The sequence below is a fragment of the Thiocystis violacea genome (genome assembly GCF_016583565.1).
Lineage (GTDB): Bacteria > Pseudomonadota > Gammaproteobacteria > Chromatiales > Chromatiaceae > Thiorhodococcus > Thiorhodococcus violaceus_A.
In genome coordinates, this window is the sequence record NZ_NRRF01000009.1 from 53,370 (window position 1) to 74,388 (window position 21,019).

The 21,019-nt window shown below is 67.1% G+C and carries 19 protein-coding genes; 10 read left to right on the top strand and 9 right to left on the bottom strand.

All coding sequences use genetic code 11. The annotated features are described in order from the left end of the window. Nucleotides 1–31 precede the first annotated feature (31 nt). From CKO23_RS05830 to nifL, 4 genes are all read right to left on the bottom strand, one after another. Nucleotides 32–1,348, bottom strand: coding sequence for an APC family permease (locus CKO23_RS05830; protein ID WP_200329006.1), 1,317 nt, complete (start codon nt 1,346–1,348; stop codon nt 32–34). A gap of 76 nt (nt 1,349–1,424) precedes the next feature. Continuing rightward, nucleotides 1,425–2,120 carry a glycine-rich domain-containing protein gene (locus CKO23_RS05835; protein ID WP_200329008.1) on the bottom strand — a complete coding sequence of 232 codons (696 nt, stop codon included), beginning with the start codon at nt 2,118–2,120 and terminating at the stop codon, nt 1,425–1,427. A 91-nt stretch (nt 2,121–2,211) separates the two neighbouring features. After that, the gene (gene nifA / locus CKO23_RS05840) at nt 2,212–3,792 is read right to left on the bottom strand and encodes a nif-specific transcriptional activator NifA (RefSeq protein WP_200329010.1); all 1,581 of its coding nucleotides are present in this window, start codon (nt 3,790–3,792) and stop codon (nt 2,212–2,214) included. Between the two features lie 16 nt (nt 3,793–3,808). Continuing rightward, nucleotides 3,809–5,449 (bottom strand): nitrogen fixation negative regulator NifL, encoded by a 1,641-nt coding sequence (nifL, locus tag CKO23_RS05845; protein ID WP_200329012.1) that lies wholly within the window; start codon nt 5,447–5,449, stop codon nt 3,809–3,811. A 393-nt stretch (nt 5,450–5,842) separates the two neighbouring features. On the opposite strand from nifL, the gene rsxA reads away from it, so the two are divergent. From rsxA to CKO23_RS05880, 7 genes are all read left to right on the top strand, one after another. Beyond that, a complete protein-coding gene (gene rsxA, locus CKO23_RS05850; RefSeq protein ID WP_200329107.1) occupies nt 5,843–6,418 on the top strand; it encodes an electron transport complex subunit RsxA in 576 nt (191 codons plus the stop codon). 79 nt (nt 6,419–6,497) lie between these two features. Then, nucleotides 6,498–7,028 (top strand): electron transport complex subunit RsxB, encoded by a 531-nt coding sequence (gene rsxB, locus CKO23_RS05855; protein WP_200329014.1) that lies wholly within the window; start codon nt 6,498–6,500, stop codon nt 7,026–7,028. Nucleotides 7,029–7,104: 76 nt separating this feature from the next. After that, nucleotides 7,105–8,646 (top strand): electron transport complex subunit RsxC, encoded by a 1,542-nt coding sequence (gene rsxC / locus CKO23_RS05860; RefSeq protein ID WP_200329016.1) that lies wholly within the window; start codon nt 7,105–7,107, stop codon nt 8,644–8,646. Between the two features lies 1 nt (nt 8,647). Beyond that, on the top strand, nt 8,648–9,739 hold the full coding sequence (locus tag CKO23_RS05865; protein WP_200329018.1) for an RnfABCDGE type electron transport complex subunit D: 1,092 nt from the start codon (nt 8,648–8,650) through the stop codon (nt 9,737–9,739). Next, nucleotides 9,736–10,410: an electron transport complex subunit RsxG gene (rsxG, locus tag CKO23_RS05870; protein ID WP_200329020.1), complete on the top strand. Its 675-nt coding sequence runs from the start codon at nt 9,736–9,738 to the stop codon at nt 10,408–10,410. Before CKO23_RS05865 ends, rsxG begins: the two co-directional genes overlap by 4 nt. 9 nt (nt 10,411–10,419) lie before the next feature. Further along, nucleotides 10,420–11,121, top strand: a complete 702-nt coding sequence (locus CKO23_RS05875) for an electron transport complex subunit E (protein ID WP_200329022.1) — start codon at nt 10,420–10,422, stop codon at nt 11,119–11,121. A gap of 43 nt (nt 11,122–11,164) precedes the next feature. Further along, nucleotides 11,165–11,437, top strand: coding sequence for an RnfH family protein (locus tag CKO23_RS05880; protein ID WP_200329023.1), 273 nt, complete (start codon nt 11,165–11,167; stop codon nt 11,435–11,437). A 730-nt stretch (nt 11,438–12,167) separates the two neighbouring features. Here the strand turns inward: CKO23_RS05880 and CKO23_RS05885 are convergent. The 5 genes from CKO23_RS05885 to CKO23_RS05905 form a co-directional block, all read right to left on the bottom strand. After that, the gene (locus CKO23_RS05885) at nt 12,168–12,413 is read right to left on the bottom strand and encodes a hypothetical protein (protein WP_200329025.1); all 246 of its coding nucleotides are present in this window, start codon (nt 12,411–12,413) and stop codon (nt 12,168–12,170) included. A gap of 308 nt (nt 12,414–12,721) precedes the next feature. After that, the gene (locus CKO23_RS05890) at nt 12,722–13,321 is read right to left on the bottom strand and encodes a hypothetical protein (RefSeq protein WP_200329027.1); all 600 of its coding nucleotides are present in this window, start codon (nt 13,319–13,321) and stop codon (nt 12,722–12,724) included. A 225-nt stretch (nt 13,322–13,546) separates the two neighbouring features. Next, nucleotides 13,547–15,538 (bottom strand): transglutaminase TgpA family protein, encoded by a 1,992-nt coding sequence (locus CKO23_RS05895; RefSeq protein ID WP_200329029.1) that lies wholly within the window; start codon nt 15,536–15,538, stop codon nt 13,547–13,549. Then, a complete protein-coding gene (locus tag CKO23_RS05900) occupies nt 15,531–16,571 on the bottom strand; it encodes a DUF58 domain-containing protein (RefSeq protein WP_200329031.1) in 1,041 nt (346 codons plus the stop codon). Before CKO23_RS05900 ends, CKO23_RS05895 begins: the two co-directional genes overlap by 8 nt. Nucleotides 16,572–16,589: 18 nt before the next feature. Continuing rightward, nucleotides 16,590–17,555 (bottom strand): AAA family ATPase, encoded by a 966-nt coding sequence (locus CKO23_RS05905; RefSeq protein WP_200329033.1) that lies wholly within the window; start codon nt 17,553–17,555, stop codon nt 16,590–16,592. 123 nt (nt 17,556–17,678) lie between these two features. Between CKO23_RS05905 and mnmG the strand changes: the two genes are divergently transcribed. Genes mnmG through CKO23_RS05920 form a run of 3 tightly spaced genes read left to right on the top strand, consistent with a single transcriptional unit; the run spans nt 17,679 to nt 21,014 of the window. Continuing rightward, a complete protein-coding gene (gene mnmG, locus CKO23_RS05910; protein WP_200329035.1) occupies nt 17,679–19,559 on the top strand; it encodes a tRNA uridine-5-carboxymethylaminomethyl(34) synthesis enzyme MnmG in 1,881 nt (626 codons plus the stop codon). Continuing rightward, nucleotides 19,556–20,218 (top strand): 16S rRNA (guanine(527)-N(7))-methyltransferase RsmG, encoded by a 663-nt coding sequence (rsmG, locus tag CKO23_RS05915; protein WP_242482249.1) that lies wholly within the window; start codon nt 19,556–19,558, stop codon nt 20,216–20,218. The genes mnmG and rsmG overlap by 4 nt, the downstream gene beginning before the upstream one ends. A 7-nt stretch (nt 20,219–20,225) precedes the next feature. Beyond that, nucleotides 20,226–21,014 carry a ParA family protein gene (locus tag CKO23_RS05920; RefSeq protein ID WP_200329111.1) on the top strand — a complete coding sequence of 263 codons (789 nt, stop codon included), beginning with the start codon at nt 20,226–20,228 and terminating at the stop codon, nt 21,012–21,014. Nucleotides 21,015–21,019 lie beyond the last annotated feature (5 nt).

Sequence of the window (21,019 nt, forward strand, 5' to 3'; positions counted from 1 at the left end):
CTGTCGCTGTCGCTGTCGCTGTCGCTCAGGTTCACCGCCCCAGGCGCCTGGCCGCAAGGTAGGCGAGCCAGCCGAGGCCGACGGTCAGGGCGCCGACGGCGACGATGACGGGGCGCTGATGGACGGCGTGGAAGGTCATCCAGGCCATGAGCGCGATGAAGCCGAGCGTGGTGTAGGGGTGGCCCCAGGTTCGATAGGGGCGCGGTAGGTCTGGCTCGCGCGCGCGCAGAACGAAGACGCCGCCGACGGTGAGCGCGGCGAAGACGGAGAGGGTGAAGCCGACGTAGCTCACCAGCGTCTCGAAGCTGGAGGTCAGCATCATGACGATGGCCAGCAGCGACTGGAGCGCGATGGCGATGACGGGGCCGCTCGCGGCCTGGCGCCTGGAAAGCGCGCGGATGGCCGGGTAATCCCGTCCCATGGCCTCGTAGATTCGGGGGCCGGTCATCACCAGGGCGCCGACCGTGGAGATCAGCCCCAGTGCGATCAGGCCGCTGAGGATGCGTCCGCCCAGCTCGCCGAAGGCGTGGACGGCGGCCACCGCGCCGACGCGCTCCTGCGCGTTGGCGATCTCCTCGGCGGGCGCGGCGCCCAGGAACACGGTGTTCACGCCCAGGTACAGGAAGGTCACCAACAGGGTGCCGGTGCCCAGCGCGATGGGCATGTAGCGTCCGGGGTCACGGACCTCGCCGGCGATATAGGCGGCGGCGTTCCAGCCGCTGTAGGCGTAGGACACGTAGATGAGCCCGACGGCGAAGGCCGGCGAGAGCACGGCATCCATGACCGCAGGCTCTCCGCTGCCCGTGAGTCGATCCATGTCCACGGCCGCCAGTCCGCCGATGATGAAGAGCAGGATCAGGAGCGCCTTGCCGATGGTGAAGAGGTCCTGAATCCGGCTGCCGGTCGAGAGGTGGATGGAGTGGAGCACGGACGCGGCGACGACCAGCACCAGACCTGAGGCCAGCGGGGGCAAGGCGTCCGTGCCGAGCGCCAGGTTCAGATATTCCCCAAAGGCGATGGCGCTGGCCGCGACCGGCGCGGCGAAGCCCACGACCAGTGACACGAAGCCGGCGATGAAGCCAAGCGCGGGGTGATAGATCCGTGAGAGCAGCTGGTACTCGCCGCCGTTGTGCGGCAGGGCGGCGACCAGCTCGGCGTAGGCCAGCGAGCCGAAGGCCGCCGCGAGGCCGCCGAGCAGCCAGGCGACGAGCACGGCGGGCTGCGAGCCGATGTCTCGCAGGAGAAAGCCGGTGGTGGTGAAGACGCCTGTCCCAATCATGGTCGCGACCACGAGCAGGATGGCGGTGAGAGGGCCGAAGCGGCGCTCCTGCGAGGCATTGTGCGACATGTGTGGCGGTGTCTTGAATCAGAGGATCGGCAAGCGTAGCAGAATCGCCGCGGACTCAGCTCGTCGCGGAGGGGGCTCAATCCCCGCCACAGCCGCCACCGCAGCTGCTGTCGCCTCCATCACTGCCGCCGTCGCCGAACCAGGACTCGCCGAAGCCGTCGGAGGAGCCGTCGAAGTCCGTGCTGGACATGTCCCCGGCACAGTAGACCGGCGAGCTGGAGCCGTCCTGGCCGCGGCGTTTCGGACCGCGACAATCCAGCGCGTAGCTGAAGCCGCCCGCGATCTTGAGCTGTTGGTCGAGCGCGAACAGGAGGGGCAGCCGGCTGGGCTTGCGGGGATTGATCCGCTCCTCACGGCAGCTGTGCCACCAGACGCGGCGCAGGCCGGTGTTGCTCTGCCGGTTGGGTCCGAGCACGGCGGCCGGTGTGTGGTGGAAGAAGCGCCCGAAGGCCTTGCGGCAAAAGTCCTGGTAGTGGCGTGTGTAGAGGATGAACTCGTGCCAGAGATCATCGGCCGCCCGCGACGGCATGGAGACGAATCTGCGTCTGCCGCGCAGATAGGCGATGAAGAACTGGCGCAGGCCACGCGCGACCAGGTGCCGGTCGCGTCCGTCGAGATGCGGATGGCGCGAGGCGAGCCGTTCGAGCAGGCCGTCCGGAAAGCTGTAGGTGCGGATGAAGCGGACGCGCTTGGCCGTCCTCCAGGCGCTCCAGCCCTTGGTCAGCACGATCAGGATGACCGCCAAAATGATGGCGTCGACCAGGTTGCTCATCCGTTCGAGACCCTCAAGGGCGAGGACGTGGGAGCGGCGCCCCGCCGCGACCGGTTGCTCATCCTGCCGGTGGCGGCTCGCGCCGCCGTGCTCAGAATTGCCGCATCTTGATGTTCAGCGTCTGGATGCGGTAGGCGATCTGACGCGGAGTCATGTTCAGCAGACGCGCGGCCTTGGCCTGGACCCAGCCGGCCTCCTCCAGCGCGGCGATGACCCGCTCGCGCTCGTCGAGGTTGGGGTCGTTGAAGTCCACCTGGCTCGCCGGCGGGGCCGACGACTGGACGAAGTCCGGCCCGCTGCTGTTGGGGCTGAACCCGGTCAGGTCGATGACCTCGCGGTCGATGTTGCCGTCTTCGCTCATGACCGCCGCGCGCTCGATGCAGTTCTCCAGCTCCCGCACGTTACCCGGCCAGTCGTAGCGCATGAGCATGCGCACCGCGCTGTCGGTGATCTCCAGATCGCGGCCCTGCATGCGCGAGACCTTCCCCACCAGGAATCGGGCCAGGTCCGGGATGTCCTCCATGCGCTCGCGCAGCGCGGGCGTGCGGATGGGCATGACGTTGAGGCGGTAATAGAGGTCTTCGCGGAACTCGCCCGCCCTCACGCCTGCCTCCAGGTCGCGGTTGGTCGCGGCGATGACGCGCACGTCCACCTTGAGGGTGCGCCCGCCGCCGATACGCTCGAACTCGCCCTCCTGCAGGACGCGCAGCAGTTTGGCCTGAAAGGCTGGCGTGATCTCGCCGATCTCGTCCAGAAAAAGAGTGCCGCCGTCGGCCTGCTCGAAACGTCCCTTGCGCTGACTCACGGCCCCGGTGAAGGCGCCTTTCTCATGGCCGAAGAGCTCGGACTCCAGCAGGTTGTCCGGCAGGGCCGCACAGTTGAGCTTGACGAAGGGCGCGCGCGCGCGCGGCGAGTTGTAGTGGATGGCGTTGGCGATCAGCTCCTTGCCGGTGCCCGACTCACCGCGGATCAGCACCGTGGTGTTCCACTTGGCGACCTGGCGGACCTGCTCGAAGACCAGGCGCATGGGCTGCGCCCGGCCGATGATACTGTCGAAGCCGTGGGTGCCCTTGACCTCGCGTCGCAGCTTGTCGCGCTCTTCGCGCAGCGCCTGCTGCTCGGCCTCGACGGTACGCGCGAGCCGCACGGCCTGGCCGATGAGGTTTGCGACCATTTCGAGAAAGCGCGAGCGGTAGCCGAGCAGGGCGTCGCCGGGCGGCGGTTGGGCGGCGAAGACGCCGATGGCGTGCTCCTCGCCGACGCGGATGGGGACGCCGATGAAGGGCAGCTCCGGATCGTAGAGGTTCAGCCGGTCGAGAAACCGTGGTTCGTCGGCGACGCGGGGCAGTATCCAGGGCTCGTTGGCCGAGAGGATCTGGCCGATGACGCCCTCGCCGGGCTGGTAGGTCACCGTCTCGAAGGGCTCGGCGTCCTTGCCGTGCAGCGCGCTGATGAGCAGCTCGCCGCGCTCCTCGTTGAGTAGGCAGACCAGGCCGTGGCTCATGCGGCCACGCTCGTGCAGCACGCTCAGCACCTCGCGCAGGGTCTGGCGCAGGTTGAGCGAGCGGCTGAGCACGCTGCTCACCTCGAAGAGCGCGGCGAGCTGGGATTCGGCCAGGGCGAGGCGATGGGCCTCTTCGGCGGCCCCGAAGTCGTTTGGGGTAGAGGTCATGGATCGGTCGGGCAAGTCAGTCGTCCGGAAAGACGGCGTTCAGAGAGAGGCGGATGAGGCAGCCATCCTGGAAGTCGGGATCGACTTCGATCGACCCCCCATGGGCATTGACGATCTCCTGCGAGAACGCCAGACCCATGCCGGCGCGTCCGCGGCGGTGCTTCCAGCCGATGTAGAAGGGCTCGAAGACGCGGTAGCGGTCGTCGGAGGGGATGCCGGGGCCATTGTCCTGGATCTCGACCTCCACGCCGTTGTCGAGGCTGCGGGTGGTGAGGCACAGCTCGCGATGGCCTTGGTTGGACTCGCGCAGCGCCTGGATGGCGTTGTCGATGAGGTGTTTGAACATGGCGCGCAGCTGGTTCTTGTGCGCCGGCAGCTCGGGGAGCACATGCGCGGGCCGCCAGTCCACGACGATGCCGTCCGCGAGCAGCCGGTTGGTCTCCAGTTCCAGCACCTGGCGCAGCAGGGCATTCACATTGGCCATGACCCCGGCCTCGCGCGGCTCCTCCGGCAGCGCGGCGGTCAAGGTCGCGAGCGCCTTGGCGCCAGACTCGCTGATCTGATCCAGCATGCCGATCAAGGTGTCCAGATTGCCGGCGCCGCTGCGCAGCATGCCGCTCGCGGCGTTGATGACGTTGAGCGGGACCTGGATCTGATAGATGGCCGCGGCCAGTGCCTCGCGCGTGCCGTGCATGAGCTGTTGCTCCGCCAGGCGCGCGCGCAGATTCTCCATATGCGCGCGCTCGATCTCGCGGCGGCGCCCGGTGATGTCGTTGGCGAGGATCAGCAGGCGGCGCTCGCCCGGATCCGTCTGCCCGAAGTAGTTGCGCGCCGTGGGGTCGGACTCCTCCACCGGGGTGCCCGAGCAGGCGAACCAGCGCGGACCCTGATGGCCGCGGATGTCGATGCTGACCTCGACGTTCTTGAAGGGCTTGCCCTCCAGGCAGGCCGCGAAGGCGTCGATGCCGAGCTGCTCGCTGATGGCGGCGCGCAGCACCTCCACGGGCTCCTTGCCCTGCAGGTCGGCGAGCAGGCGCTTGTACTCCTGGTTGTCGAGGATGACCCGCCCCTCGCTGTCGAGCAGGACGACGATGACGGGCGCGGCGTCCAGCACGGTCTCGATGCGCGCCTTCTGCTGGCGCAGCGCGCCCTCCAGCTCGTGCATCTTGGTGACGTCGCGATGCATGCCGAGGAAGTATTTGAGATCGCCGTCCCGGTCCAGGACGGGCGAGATGGTCAGCTCGGCCAGGTAGTCGCCGCCCTGCTTGGTGCGGTTGACCAGGGTGCCGGTCCAGGTCTGCTTGCGCTGGATGGTGCGCCAGAGCTGCTCGTAGACGTTGTTGGGGGTGGCGTTGTTGGAGAGGATGGCCTCGTTCTCGCCGACGACCTCCGTGCGTCCGTAGCCGGTGAGCTGCTCGAACGCCGGGTTGGCGTAGAGGATGGTGGCCCTGGCGTCCGTGATGGAGATCGCGACCGGCGACTGCTCGACCGCCTCGAAGAAGAGCCGAGGCGGCAGCGGGGCCGAGGGGTTCCCGCCCATGAGGGCGAGTGCCTCGATCACCTCCGGCGGCGTGCCGTCGGGTGGACGGGCGAGAAACGCGCCCAAGGCGTTGATCACGTCTTCTTGGACGGGCTCCGGGGGTTGTCGGACCGACACGGCATTCTCCTGAGCGGCACGCTGATTGACCGCTCTGCAATAAGCAAAAAATACACCATGCAGCCATCTCGCGTCAGGCGGCGGTTGCGGGGACCACGGCGGGGGCCATTGTCGGTTTTCCAACAATCACACCGCCTGGCAAGGTGCAATCTTGTTGGCACCACGACAGGTGGAGGCCAGGCGCGTGGCGCTTGGGTCAAGGGTCTCGTCCTGGGCGCGAGGCTTCCGGGCGGCGTCCGCCGGCTCGCAAGCGCCTGATTTGCTGGCCGGTGTCACGGCGCCAGCCTGGTTCGGCAGCGCGTTTTGGGCGCCCTCTCAAAGCCCTGATGGATGCAGTGGCATTTGCCTTGCATGAGCAGAATCATCTCGTTCGTCGCGCAAGGGCTTCCGTACATGGGTGAGTATCTCATGCTGATCCTGGCTACCGCACTGGTCAACAATGTGGTGCTGGTGAAATTCCTCGGTCTCTGCCCCTTCATGGGGGTCTCGGGCAAGCTCGACTCCGCGCTCGGAATGAGCCTGGCGACCACCTTCGTACTGACCCTGGCCGCCGTCGCCAGCTGGCTGCTGGAGCACTTCGTCCTCGGACCGCTCGGGATCGGCTATCTGCGCATCCTGACCTTCATCCTGGTCATTGCCGCCGTGGTGCAGTTCACGGAGATGGCGGTGCGCAAGATCTCGCCGGCCCTCTATCAGGTGCTCGGCATCTATCTGCCGCTCATCACCACCAACTGTGCCGTGTTGGGCGTGGCGCTGCTCAACATCCAGGAGAAGCACGGCTTCCTGGAGAGCGTCCTCTACGGCTTCGGCTCGGCGCTCGGTTTTACCCTGGTCATGGTCCTCTTCGCCGGCATGCGCGAGCGCCTGGCGTTGGCGAACGTGCCCGCGGCCTTTGCCGGCGCCCCCATCGCCTTCATCGCCGCCGGGCTGCTGTCCCTGGCGTTCCTGGGCTTTGCCGGCTTGGCGTGACGCTTCCGACGACCGAGCATGATGGGTTCGGCGCGCGCGACCTATCCCACCCACTGATTCTCCCGGAGATCTGACTGCCATGTTTGCCGCGATCGCCAGTCTTACCACGCTCGGTCTTGCCCTCGGCGGGCTGCTGGGGCTCGCCGCGCGTTACCTGAAAGTCGAGGGGAACGCGGTGACCGAGGAGGTCGCCGCCCTCTTGCCCGGCTCCCAGTGCGGCCAATGCGGCTACCCCGGCTGCGCTCCCGCCGCCGAGGCCATCGCCTCGGGCGCGGCACCCGTCACGCTCTGCCCGCCCGGCGGACGGGCGCTCGCGGAGTCGTTGGCGAGCCTGCTTGGCGTCACCGCCGACCTGTCCGGCGTCGAGGACAAGGCGCCGATGATCGCCCACATCCACGAGAACCTCTGCGTGGGCTGCACCAAGTGTTTCAAGCGGTGTCCGACCGACGCCATCATGGGCGCGAACAACATGATCCACAGCGTCTTCGCGGACGCCTGCATCGGTTGCGAGCTGTGCTTCGATGTCTGTCCGACCGAGTGCATCGAGATGCGTCCGCTCACGCCGACGCTGCAGACCTGGTTCTGGCACAAGCCGGCGGTGGCGATATGACATCAATGCCACGCGGGAGCCGAACTCACCTTGCGATGGGCGGCGCGCAACTTCGGACGGAGGATCGCTGAAAGCCATGAAACTCTTCAAGATTCGCGGCGGCGTCCACCCGGACGACCGCAAACAGCTCGCCGCGGGACAAGCGATCGAAGTCCTGCCGATGCCGGCGCTCCTGCATATTCCGCTGCAGCAGCATATCGGCGCGCCCGCCAGCCCGGCGGTGCGGCGCGGTCAGCTGGTCGCCAAGGGCGATCTGCTGGCGAACGGCCAGGGCATGATCTCGGCGCCCGTGCATGCGCCGACCTCGGGTCGCATCATGGGTGTCGGCAGCTATCCGGCGCACCATGCCTCCGGCCTCTCGGTGCCGACCATCACGCTCAAGCCGGACGGCGAGGACCGCTGGGCCGATCACATCCAGGGCGTGGACGATCCCTTTGCGCTCGACGCGGACGCCATCGCCGCGCGTGTCGCCGCGGCCGGCATCGTCGGCCTGGGCGGCGCGACCTTCCCCGCCGCGGTCAAGCTGAACCTGCGCAAGAAGTATCGGCTGCACACCCTGGTCATCAATGGCGCGGAGTGCGAGCCCTACCTGACCTGCGACGACCGCTTGATGCGCGAGCGTTCGGCCGATGTGATCGACGGCATCCGCATCATGGCCCACGCGCTGGGCGTCGAGCGGATCGTCATCGGCATCGAGAACAACAAGCCGGAGGCGCAGGCCGCCATGGCGGTCGCGGCCTCCGAGCATGCCAACATCCGCATCGCGCGCCTCCCGACCCGCTATCCGATGGGATCGGAGAAGCATCTGGTGCAGACGCTGACCGGTCGGGAGACGCCGGCGCGTGGTCTGACCGCGGACATCGGCGTGGTCGTGCACAACCCCGCCACGGCCTTCGCCGTGCACGAGGCCCTGCGCTACGGCTATCCGCTGGTGGCGCGGGTCGTCACCGTGACCGGCCACGCCATCTCCAGGCCCCGCAACCTCAAGGTCCTGCTGGGCACCAAGGTCCAGGACATCCTCGACTACTGCGGCGGCTTCAAGGTGGAGCCGGAGCGGCTGATCAGCGGCGGCCCCATGATGGGCCAGCCCCTGCCAAGCACCCGCGTGCCCATGGTCAAGGGCAGCAATGGGGTCCTGGCGCTGACCGCCGACGAGACCAATGTGCGCGACACCATGCCCTGCATCCGCTGCGGGAGCTGCGTGCAGGCCTGCCCCTGCGGCCTGGTGCCCTTGGAGATGGCCGCGCACATCCGCGCCGGCGACCTTGAGGGCGCCGTGAGCCGCGGACTCATGGACTGCATCGGCTGCGGCTCCTGCGCCTACGTCTGTCCGGGCCACATCCCGCTGGTGCAGTTCTTCAACTATGCCAAGGGCGACATGGCCGCGCGTGGCCGCGCCAAGCAGAAACAGGCCGAGACCAAGCGGCTCGCCGAGCAGCGCACGGCCCGCATGGAGGCCATCAAGGCGGCCAAGCGCGAGGCCATGGCGAAGCGCAAGCGTGAGATGGCCGCGAAGAAGAAGGCCGAGGCCGAGCAGGCGGCGGCGCCCTCGGCGCACGCCGCAACCCCGATAGCGGAAACCCTAACCGCCGAAACCCCGGCCGAGACGGAGGCCTGAGATGAGCATCGAGACCCCGGCCGCCCAGGCCGGGCCATTCGCCCACGAGCCGGTCAGCATCTCCCGCACCATGGGCCTGGTGATGCTGGCGCTGCTGCCCGCCACGGTCTTCGGGCTCTGGCAGTTCGGCTGGCCAGCCATCTATCTCTTCGCCGCGACCATTGCGTCGGCCCTGGTGTTCGAGGCCATGAGCCTGCGCGTTGCCGGCAAGCCGGTGCGCCCCTTCCTCCTCGACGGCTCGGCCCTGCTGACCGGTTGGCTGCTCGCCATGACCCTGCCGCCCTGGGCGCCCTGGTGGATCGGGGTGGTTGGGAGCTTCATGGCCATCGTCATCGCCAAGCAGGTCTTCGGCGGGATCGGCCAGAACCTCTTCAACCCGGCCATGGTCGCCCGCGTTGCCCTCTTGATCGCCTTCCCCCTGGAGATGACCAGCTTCGTCGTGCCGACGCCCCTGTTCTCCGCCGAGGCGCCCGGGCTGCTCCAGGGGTTGGCGATCACCTTCGGCGGTCAGGGCTTCGACGCGTTCAGCGGGGCGACCGTCCTCGGGCACGTGCGCACGGAACTCGGTCAGGGCCATGAGTTGTCGGTCATCCTGCCCGGTCTGTTCGGCCCGCTGTCCGGTGCCCTGGGCACGGTGGCCGGCAGTCTGGGCGAGACGTCCGCCCTGCTCCTGCTCTTGGGCGGGCTGCTGCTGCTCTACAAGCGGATCATCACCTGGCACATCCCGCTCGCCATGTTGGCGACCGTCGCGATCCTGGCGACCCTCCTGCATCTCTATGATCCGGAGCGCTACGCCGGAGCCCTCTACCACCTGGTCTCGGGCGCGACGCTGCTCGGCGCCTTCTTCATCGCGACCGACCTGGTGACCTCGCCCGTCTCGGCGCGCGGCCAGATCCTCTTCGGTGTCGGATGCGGGCTCCTGGTCTATGTCATTCGCACCTGGACCAGCTATCCGGAAGGCGTCGCCTTCGCGGTGATGCTCATGAATGCCTGTACCCCATTGATCGACCACTATGTGAAGCCGCGCATCTACGGCCGCGATCGCAAGGGTAGCCCGATCGAGTATGCCGATGACGCGGGGGTGAGCCGATGAGCGACGTCGCCTGGTCGAACTTCAAGCAAGGCATTGGCTATCAGGGGCTGCTGCTCGGCTTCACCGTGGCCGCGGCGGCCACCCTGCTGGTCGTGGCGGATCGCCTGACCCGGGAGCCGATCGCGCTGCGCCATGCCGAGGACATGAATGCCTCCCTGGCCGAGGTCATCCCGGCCTCGCTGCACGACAACGATCTGCTGGCCAACAGCGTCACGCTGACGGACGCCTCGGGCGAGCCCGTCACCGTCTATCGCGCCCTCTCCGGTCACCAGGTCACCGCGCTCGCCTACCAGGTCAAGGCGTTCGGCTACGCCGGCGAGATCGACGTCATGCTCGGACTCGCCGCCGACGGCAAGATCCTCGGTGTCCGGGTGCTGTCCCACAAGGAGACGCCTGGTCTGGGGGACAAGATCGAGGTCGGCAAAGCGGACTGGGTGCGCGCCTTCGAAGGCCGCTCACTCGGCGATCCGCCGGCCGAGCGCTGGGGGGTCAAGAAGGACGGCGGTGACTTCGACCAGTTCAGCGGGGCCACCATCACGCCGCGAGGCGTGGTGCGCGGCATCAAGGGCGGGCTGGAGTTCTTCGCGGCCAACCGCGACGCGCTCACGGCCACCGTCGTCATCCAACGGCGCGAAGACCGCGCCGGCGCCATCCAGCCGAGTCATCCGTGAGGCCGCAGCATGACTGATTCAGACACCAAGCAGGGCACTCCCTGGGGGCGCATCGCGCGCGACGGCATCTGGTCCAACAACGTGATCCTCAGCCAGAGCCTCGCGCTCTGTCCGACGCTTGCCGTCACCGGGACCGCGACCAACGGGCTGGGCATGGGGCTCGCGACCACCGCCGTGCTGACCGTCTCCAATGTGCTGGTGTCCCTCATCCGGGGTGCCGTCACGCCGGAGGTGCGCATCCCGGTCTACATCGTGGTGATCGCCACGCTCGTGACCCTGGTGGACCTTGGCCTCAACGCCTATGCCCACGAGCTGCACAAGGTCTTGGGGCTCTTCATCGCGCTCATCGTGGTCAACTGCGCCATCCTTGGGCGGGCGGAGTCCTTCGCCTCCAAGAATCGGGTCCTGCCCGCCGCCCTGGACGGCTTGATGATGGGGCTGGGCTTCACCATCACGCTCGTCGTGCTTGGCGGTGTGCGCGAGATCTTCGGGACGGGAACGCTCTTCGCCGGGGCCTCTCAGCTGCTCGGTCAGGCCATGTCGTTCCTCGAGCTGACACTCATACCTGACTACCGCGGCTTCCTGATCGCCATTCTGCCGCCGGGGGGATTCCTGGCGCTCGGATTCCTGCTCGCGGCGAAGCGCGTCATCGACGCACGTGCCGCCGATGCGGCCAAGCGTCGAGCCACGGTGGCGGCGGCGATCGGCTGAGCCGGCCGTCGTCACGAGATCGAGATCCTGGGAGACGAAGAAGATGCTGGTTGGTGTCGCCTACGCAGACAAGTTCAAACAGACCTGGCTCAAGCTGGACATGCCCGACGGCAGCACCATTCGGGATGCCATCGAGCGCTCCGGTCTGCTCGATCAGTTCCCGGAGATCGACCTGGACGTCAACAAGGTCGGCATCTTCGGCAAGATCAGCAAGCTGGACACCAAGCTGACCGACGGCAATCGCGTCGAGATCTACCGGCCCATCACGGCGGATCCCGAGCTGGTCGAGCGGCGCGATCAGGATGAGGATGATTGAGGTGTCAGGTGTCAGGTGTCAGGTGCTTTGAGCCGTTGCCTGGCTGACGGAGGTCCTGGTCGTCACCCAGCGCGGCGGCTGAGAGGCGCGAACCGAATTCGAGAGACGCTTGAGCGACCGTGAACACCACAGCCTGACAGCGGAAACTCAATCGTTGCGTTGTGCTCCGCACATCGGCCATGTGCCTTCGGTGCACCGCGCGCATTCGGCGCCATTCGGCGAATTCCGGGAATGATATTACCCACGAGGCCGGGATGTTTTTTCCGTCTCGCGGCACCGCTCTGCGGGGCCACGCGTCTCTCCGGCGCTCTGCGCCAACACCGCTCGACCACAAACGCCTGGATCACTCCCACCCGCCAGGACCCGCGGTTTCGATCCCGTAGGATGGGCAAAGCCCTGGCGATGCGCTTCTTTCGCAGTGCCGAGGGTCGCGGGGCGTGCCCATCATCCCTGCTCGGCGTCTTGCAAGATGGGCACGTCCGTTTGGCGTCGAGCTTGGGCTCGATCTCAGAGCGCGGACTTTGCCCATCCTACCGATCCGGATCTATTTGGGTACGATCATTTCCGGATATCGCCTTAGCCCGTGGGGAGTTGTTACTTCGGTGCGTGTTGCTGGACGGGCGGGCCTGTGGAAAAACAGTCATGGGCCGGAAGCTCGCAAAATCGTGCGACGATGCGAGAACTGACCCCTTACCGCCGCCGATGCGAGAACTGACCCCTTACCGCCGTGTCAGCGCCGGACGCCAGCGCGATTGACTCCGCCATTCCAATTGCCGGGTTTGGGGGCAGCCACCGCTCGACCCACGGGGGCGACAGGGACAGGCACCGGGCGGACCACAGGTGCAACGCGAACTGCGGGGCGCACCACACAGCCCTTCGGAACACCGACGGTCTTGCAATAGACCACGGCGCTGGCGGGCGCGGTGGCGAACGTCAGCGTCAAGGCAATGGCGGAAAAGAGAATTGAGCGATTCATCAAAGGCTCCTCGGTGCGGGCAATGGTTCGTGAGCGTGAGGTTGGCGTCGGGCAATCCCAACCAAAATGATTGGATACCTTCGGCGGCCAACATGCAAGCAGCCCCGGCTAATGGGTAACGGAGGGTAAAGGCTCGCCGCCCGAGCGAGGTCGAGATCTTGGGCTGCGAGTTTCCGCTCCTGGGGCAGACTCTTTACCGCCGTCGATCGGTTGGGCGAATCGTCGAAATGCGTGACGGTATGGCGTTGGAAACGACGTCTCGGCTGGAAACGACGCTCCAGCCGTGACAGCGCATCCCGCGCCCCGCCTCAGATTTGAATCCCGCGCGTCTCCAGCTGCCGCCGAACGATGGGATCGGTACGGTTCTTGGATGTGGCGGCCTTCATGAAGACCACGACCCGATCGATGTCGCGGATCACTCCGAGCAGGGTTTCATCGTCTTCATGCATGGCGCGGAGCGACTCGAAGGCGATGTCCATCAGTTGCTCGTCGGCGCGTGCGATGCCGACGGCATAGGCAATGTTGCACGCAAGTCCACGCTCGTGATGGTGCATGCGGCTGGCGAAACGTCGCCAGGCGCCGAGCCAGCCCTCCCACTCCATCGCGGAGACGTTGCTGCGGCTGGTGCGTAGGAAGAGCACCACCTTGAGGAGCTCGTCCCGCCAGGCCCATGCCGGGGAGCCCTGCTTCCTGCGTACCCGCTCCACGACGCGGCCGTGATACTCCACGCAGTGATCGCACTGGTAGTAGAGGCCGAGCGCGTAGGCCACGTACTCGCGATCCAGCTCGCTGAGCGTAAAGGGATCTGACTCGCCTGGTGCGCCCGAGAACGTATGGGCGTGTAGCTCGTTCAGAACGTCGTTGAAGGGTTGGCCTTGAATGGACTCGCGGACTGCTTGACCTGCCACCGGTAGAACCTCTATGGAATGCTGCTGTTGGGGGGGCGATGCTACGCACGGCTATGCCGCACTGCAACATAAGAGATTGCTGCTAGACCGCGCGCTTCAACCCCCCGCGACTCTGCCCTTGTCGAGATTGCTGTCAGCATAGGCGTCTGCGGCGAAGCAGGCTGTGATCCACATCGCTAACGGGCGTTGCTGGCCCAGGGCCGGCGTCGTGGGCTGGTCTTTGCGTCAGCGCTCGGGCCTGCGCCGCGGTACGAAACGCTGCAAATGGGCCTTGAGCGGCTGGAGGCTGTGCGCGGCGTCGACCGTCCCATAGCGTGCGGGAAGATAGAGCGCGATGAAGCGACTCACGGGCGCCCGCAGATCCGGTCGGACGCTGGCGACACGCTCGCCATAGTCCCTCGGGCCTTCATGGTGAAGACGCGGGATGCCAGCCCGCGCGAGCTTGCGGCAGAAGCGCGCATAGAGTGCGTCGAGAGGGTCTTCCGCGGGCTTGTCGCGCATCAGTCCGAGCATGACGACAGCCAGGGTCAGGGAGATGGCGACGAGCATCAAGGCCGCCAGGCCGTATTCCCGCAAGGCGCCGAGACCCATGCGGTCGAGCAGGGCGAGCTGATCCTCGGAGGAGAAGTCCAGCACCCAGTTCTGCCAGCCGGCGTCCAGCGTGTCGGCGAGGAGCCGCAGGCCGCGGACGAAACGGACGATGCCGCTGGCGTCGTCGAGATCGAAGCGCACCGATGCGCCGGCCCCCAGCAGGCGCGACGCACTGCTGCGGTCGATCCGCGAGGGGTCGACGGCCGCTGTCGGGTCCACGCGCACCCAGCCGCGCCCCGCGATCAGGACCTCGGCCCAGGCATGAGCGTCCGATTGGCGGACGATCTGGTAGCCGCCGATGTCGTTGTCCTCACCGCCCAGGTAGCCGAGCACGATGCGCGAGGGGATGCCGCCGATCCGCATGAGCAGGGCGAAGGCGCTGGCGTAGTGCTCGCAGAAGCCGCTGCGCGTTTCGAAGAGGAACTCGTCCGCCGGATTGCGGCTCAGCGCCGGCGGCTCCAGGGTGTAATGGAAGGCCTCGCGATTGAAGAAGGCGAGACCGCGCTGCACCAGTTGCCAGTCCGTATCGGTTTGCGTCTTCCAGTCCGCGACGAGCGCGCGCATGCGCGGCGTGATGTTGTCCGGCAGGCGCAGTGCAAACTCACGCAGCGCCGGGCTGGGTTCCGTTGTCCGATAGACGAGCGCGGAGCGCACGCGATAGCGCTTGAGCGCGTTGATGGGCCGGTGCGAGATGATCTGCAGATCAGGCGTGACGAAGGCGCCCTCGGGTGCGCTGACCGGCATATCCAAGGCGAAGAGCCAGCGCTGTTTGGTTGGCTCCAGGACGATCTCGTAGTCGATGGGCGCCTCGGCTTGCAGCAAGCCGGCGGCGGCGTCGCGCGGCGGGGTGCCCGGCGTCCAGCGCCGTCCGTCCATCTCCCAGAGCACCGGGCCGCGCCAGTAGAGCTGGTCGCGCGCCGGGGGCGTGCTGTCGAAGCGGATGCGGAAGGCGCCTTCGCCATCGACGACCAGCTTGCTGATGTCGCCGGGCTCCATGGTGTCGGACATGCCGGTCATGGCGGCGTCGCGCTCGAAGCCGAGGTTCCAGAGCGGCGCGTTGAGGCGCGGGAAGAGGACGAAGAGCACCAGCGTCAGGGGGAGCGCCTGCAGCGACAGGTTGAGCGCGACGCGCAGCGCGGGTCGCGCGCTCGCGTCTCTGAATCCGGCGTTCAGATGCGCCAGGAGCGCCACGACGCCGAGGGCGATGGCACCCAGATAGGCCGCCATGGAGAAGGACTCGTCGAACAGAAACTGCACCACGATGAGGAAGCCGATGAGGATGGTGACCAGGCGCAGATCTCGCTTGGACTTCAGCTCCAGCAGTTTGAGCGTGATCATGGTCGCGAAGAGCGCGGCGCCGCCGTCCTGGCCCGCCAGGGTGTGGTAGCCGTGCAGGCAGTTGGCCACGCCGGCGAAGGTCAGCAGTATGCGCACGCCGGTGCCTGGCATGGCCGAGGGCCAGCGCACGGCGAGCAGCCGAACGGCGAAGATGAGCACCAGAAAGGCATTGACCTGCCAGTGCAGATGCCACATCAGGGGCAGGCTGGCGGCCATGACGAGGAGGCTGGTCCAGAGGGCCTGCCGGGGCTCTGCGTGCTCGCCGATCGGGATGGTTTTTTCAGACATCGTGGAAGAGTGCGAGTCGGGTGAGGCAGCGCTGGGCATGGGCGGCGCCTTGCGCGAGCGGTTCGGTGCCATCGGGTAGACGCAGTCCGAAGCGCAGGCCCGCCTCGCTTGCATCCAGGATCTGGCGGCTCATGAGGCTGAGGCGCGTTTCGGTGTCCGTGGCGCGCAGCCCGGACCAGTCGATCCAGACCTCCTGGCCCTGCTCGCCGCCGAATTCCTTCACTAAGAGTCCGCGCTCGCGGGCGAAGGCCTTCCAGTCGATGTGCTTGGGGGAGTCGCCCGGTCGGTAACGGCGCGAGCCGAGGTAGTCCTCCGCGCCCTCTCCGCTGTGCTTGTGCGGACGGCGATTGTCCCCGGCATCGGGGCTCGGCTCCGGGGCATGTGCCGCCGGAGCTGGATAGACCAGCGTGGTTGCGGCGGCGTCCACATAGCACCAGGCGCGAAACAGGCGCATGGGATGCCGGGTCTCCAGCGTGATGGAGCCGAGCCGCAGCAGGCCCCGGCGCAGCGCGGGCACCGCGAGGCCGAGCGAGCCCTGGTCATTGGCCGGCACGAACAGGGGTGGCGGGGTGTCCTGAGCTTTGCGGACGTGGATGTCATGGCGCATGCGCCGACCCTCGGCCCGCAGCGTGACCTCGAAGGTTGCCGTTTCACCGGCGAAGACGGCCGGCCCGCCGCGGGCCTGAACCGCGAGCCCGAGCAGGTTGAGCCAGGCGTGATGCATGGCGATCACGCCGACCGACGCCAGGAAGAAGGTGAAGAGGAGGCCGAGGTTGTTCTGATAGTTCAGCGAGCCCAGCAGCATGACCAGCATGACGGCGCCATAGGTCATCCCGGCCGCTGTCGGCAGGATGTAGATCTGGCGCGCGCCGACCCGCGCGACGCCGTCTGGCCCCATGGGAACCCGGCGCAGCATCCCCTCGAAGTGCCGCGCGATGCGTGTCTTGAGCGCGCGGATCGGGTGGCGGGACGTCCCGGTATCCGAGGGCTTGGCCCGGATCCGGCGGAATCGCGTTGCGAGGATCGAAGACATGCTGCAAGCGCTGCCGAGTTAGAGCGCGACGCTCTCGAGGATGAAGGGTGCCACATCCTCCTCGCCCGCGCGCTGGCCCAGCTCGCCGCAGACCAGCCGATGGACGACACAGGCCGGCAGCACCGTCTGCACGTCCTCGGGGATGACGTAGTCGCGTCCGGCGAGCAAGGCCCAGGCCTTGGCGGCATGCAGCATGCCGAGCCCGGCCCTGGGCGAGAGTCCGTAGGCGAAACGTTCCGAGCCGCGCGTGAACTGCAGGATGGCGTGGATGTAGTCGATGATGGGGCGGGCGGCGTGGATCTGGGTGGCCGACTGCTGCAGCCCGATCAGCTGGGCATTGGTCAAGGCCGGCGCCTGGCGCGCGACCATGTCGCGCCTGTCCTCGCCGGCGAGCAGCCGCTTCTCCTGCTCGGCATCCGGATACCCCAGGCGGATGCGCATCAGGAAGCGGTCGAGCTGCGATTCGGGCAGCGGATAGGTGCCGACCTGATGCAGCGGATTCTGGGTCGCGATGACGAAGAAGGGCTCGGGCAGGGGGCGGGTCTCGCCCTCGACGGTGACCTGGCGCTCCTCCATGGCCTCAAGCAGCGCGCTCTGCGCCTTGGGCGTGGCCCGGTTGATCTCGTCGGCCAGAATGAGTTGGGAGAAGACCGGCCCAGGATGAAAGCGGAACCCCTCGGTGGCGCGGTCGTACACCGAGACCCCAACGACATCGGCCGGCAGCAGGTCGCTGGTGAACTGGATGCGTGCATAGTCGAGGCCCAGGAGGCGGGCGAGGAGATGGGCGAGGGTGGTCTTGCCGACGCCCGGCAGGTCTTCGATCAGCAGGTGTCCTCGGGCCAGGATGCAGGCGAGGGCCAGCCGAAGCTCGTGGTCCTTACCGAGGATGACCGTCCGAGCGCTGTCGAGAATGCTCTCGGCGAGGACCGGACGGGGGCGAGTCTCGGTCTGGGGCTGACGTTGCGCTAGATTCGTTAAATTCATTGTCCGGTGACTCCCTCAGGGGCGTGTAGCCCATCGGATCGAGAATAAGTCTCTCTTTTCAAGCGTCTTTACCCTGCCGCTTTGGGTTAGACTAGCGAGCTTGATTGGTTCAGGCTCACTGTGATGATTGCAAGCGATGCATACGATGTGGTGGTCGTCGGCGGCGGGCACGCCGGCACCGAGGCGGCGCTCGCCGCCGCGCGCTGCGGGGCGCGTACCCTGCTGCTCACCCAGAACATCGAGACCATTGGTCAGATGAGCTGCAATCCGGCGATCGGCGGCATCGGCAAGGGTCATCTGGTCAAGGAGATCGATGCCCTCGGTGGCCTCATGGCGCGGGCGGCGGACCGCGGCGGCATCCAGTTCCGCATCCTCAATGCCAGCAAGGGACCCGCGGTGCGGGCGACCCGCGCCCAAGCGGACCGCGTGCTCTACAAGGCCGCGGTGCGCGGCGCCGTCGAGCGTCAGCCCGGACTCGCCATCTTCCAGCAGGCCGTCGATGACCTCCTCGTCGAACAGGATCGCGTCGTCGGTGTCCAGACCCAGATGGGGCTGCGCTTCATGGCGCGCGCCGTGGTGCTGACGGTCGGGACCTTTCTCGGCGGCCGTATCCATATCGGACTTTCGAACTATGAGGGCGGCCGCGCCGGGGATCCACCGTCCAACGCCCTTGCAAGACGGCTGCGCGAGCTGCCATTTCGTGTTGAGCGTCTCAAAACCGGCACGCCGGCGCGTATCGACAGCCGCAGCATCGACTACAGCCGCCTGCAGGAGCAGCCCGGCGACGATCCGGTCCCGATCTTTTCCTTCCTGGGCAGTCCGGCCGACCACCCGCGTCAGATCAGTTGTCACATCACCCACACCAATGAAAGGACGCATGACATCATTCGTTCGGGTCTGTCCCGCTCGCCGCTCTTCACCGGCGTGATCGAGGGTGTTGGGCCGCGCTACTGTCCCTCCATCGAGGACAAGATCGTGCGCTTCGCCGACAAGGCGTCGCACCAGATCTTTCTCGAGCCGGAAGGGCTCGACACCCACGAGGTCTATCCCAACGGCATCTCGACCAGCCTGCCCTACGACATCCAGGAGTCCCTGGTGCGCTCCATCGCCGGGCTCGAGCAGGCCCATCTCACGCGCCCTGGCTATGCCATCGAGTACGACTTCTTCGACCCGCGCGACCTCAAGCCGACGCTGGAGACCCGCTTCGTCGAAGGCCTTTTCTTCGCCGGACAGATCAACGGGACGACCGGTTATGAGGAGGCCGCCGCCCAGGGTCTGCTCGCCGGCGCCAACGCCGCGCTTCAGGTCCAGGGGCGCGAGGCCTGGCAGCCGCGCCGCGACGAGGCCTATCTCGGCGTCATGGTCGACGACCTCATCACCCGCGGCACCAACGAACCCTACCGCATGTTCACCAGCCGAGCTGAGTACCGGCTCATGCTTCGCGAAGACAATGCGGATCTGCGCTTGACAGAGACCGGTCGGCGGCTCGGCTTGGTTGGGGACGATCAGTGGCGCCGCTTCGAGGCGAAGCGGGAGGCGATCGAGCGGGAGCGTCAGCGCCTGCGCGAGACCTGGGTGCGGCCCGATGCCCTGAATGCGGAGCTGGCGACGCGCATTCTCGGCGAGCCACTGCGGCGAGAGGCGCGCGCGCTGGACCTGCTGGCGCGCCCGAGCATTGGCTACGATGGGGTTCGGGCGCTGGCCGGCGATCCCCCCGAGCCGCTGCCGCGAGATGTCACCGAGCAGCTCGAGATCCAGTCCCGCTATGACGGCTACATCAGCCGCCAGGGCGCCGAGATCGCGCGTCAGCGCGCGCAGGAGACCAAGGCGCTGCCGGGTGATTTCGACTACGACCAGGTGCGCGGTCTCTCCGTCGAGGTGCGCGAGAAGCTCGTGCGGGTGCGTCCGGCGACCATCGGTCAGGCCGCGCGCATTCCGGGGGTCACGCCGGCGGCGGTCTCCTTGCTGCTCATCCATCTGAAGCGCAGCGCGGTCGCGTCATGACCATGGCTGGGCGTGCGACGGATCCTGGCGCTGAAGCGGGCCTGTCGGAGCGTCTGTCGGCGGGGGCGCAAGCGCTGGGGCTCGGGCTGACGGCGGATCGGCAAGGGCTGCTCCTGCGGTTTCTCGCCATGCTCGTGCACTGGAATCGGGCCTACAACCTGACGGCCGTGCGCGATCCGCTTGAGATGGTCGCCAAACACCTGCTCGATAGCCTCGCCATCCATGATTTTCTCTTCGGCGATCGCGTGCTCGACGTCGGCACCGGCGCCGGACTGCCCGGAATCCCGCTCGCCATTCTGAGCCCGGAGCGGCGTTTCTGGTTGCTCGACAGCAACGGCAAGAAGGTGCGCTTCGTCCGTCAGGTCGTCTTGGAGTTGGGGCTCGCCAATGTCGAGCCGGTCCAGTCGCGCATCGAAACGTACCGGCCGCAGGGAAAATTCAGTACCATAGTGAGTCGTGCAGTCGCCGCCGACGACATCCTGCGAGCCCCGACGGCCCAGTGGCTCGCGCGCCCCGGTCGACTGCTCCTGATGAAGGGGCGCGAGACCGAAGAACCGCTGGATACCTCGGCCTTTTCGGCCGCCGCCCCGCGTGTCCATCGCCTCAGCGTGCCTTTCCTGGACGTGTCACGGCATTTGATCGAAATCCGGAGTGATTGAGCCGACCATGGTCAACATCATCGCGATCGCCAACCAGAAGGGCGGGGTCGGCAAGACCACGACGGCGGTCAATGTCGCCGCCTCGCTGGCATCGCTCAAGCATCGCGTCCTGCTCGTGGACCTCGATCCCCAAGGCAACGCGACCATGGGCTGCGGGGTCGACAAGCACACGCTGGATTACACGACCTGCGATCTGTTGCTCACCGACATCCCCATCGCGGACTGCATTCAGCGCGTCACCGAGCCCTCGCCGGGCTTCGATCTGCTGCCCGCGAATGGCGATCTGACCGCGGCCGAGATCGGGCTGATCGATTCCGAAGACCGCGAGCGCCGGCTCAGCAAGGTGCTGAGCAGCGCGGCCCAGGCCTATGAGACCGTCATCGTCGACTGCCCGCCGTCGTTGAACATGCTCACCGTGAATGCCCTGGTCGCGGCGCAGGGCGTGCTGATTCCCATCCAGTGCGAGTACTACGCACTCGAGGGGCTCTCTGCCTTGCTGGACACGGTCGAGCAGATCCGCGAGAACCGCAACGCGGGGCTGCGCATCGAGGGCATCCTGCGCACCATGCACGATCCGCGCAACAATCTTGCCAATCAGGTCTCGACCCAGCTCATCACCCACTTCAAGGACGACGTCTACCGCACCATCATCCCGCGCAACGTGCGTCTGGCGGAGGCGCCGAGCCATGGCCAATCCGCCTTGATCTATGACCCCTTGTCCAAGGGGGCCATCGCTTACCTGGCGCTCGCGAGCGAGATCCTGCGCCGCAACGACAAGCGCAAGCGCGCCGCCTGATTCGA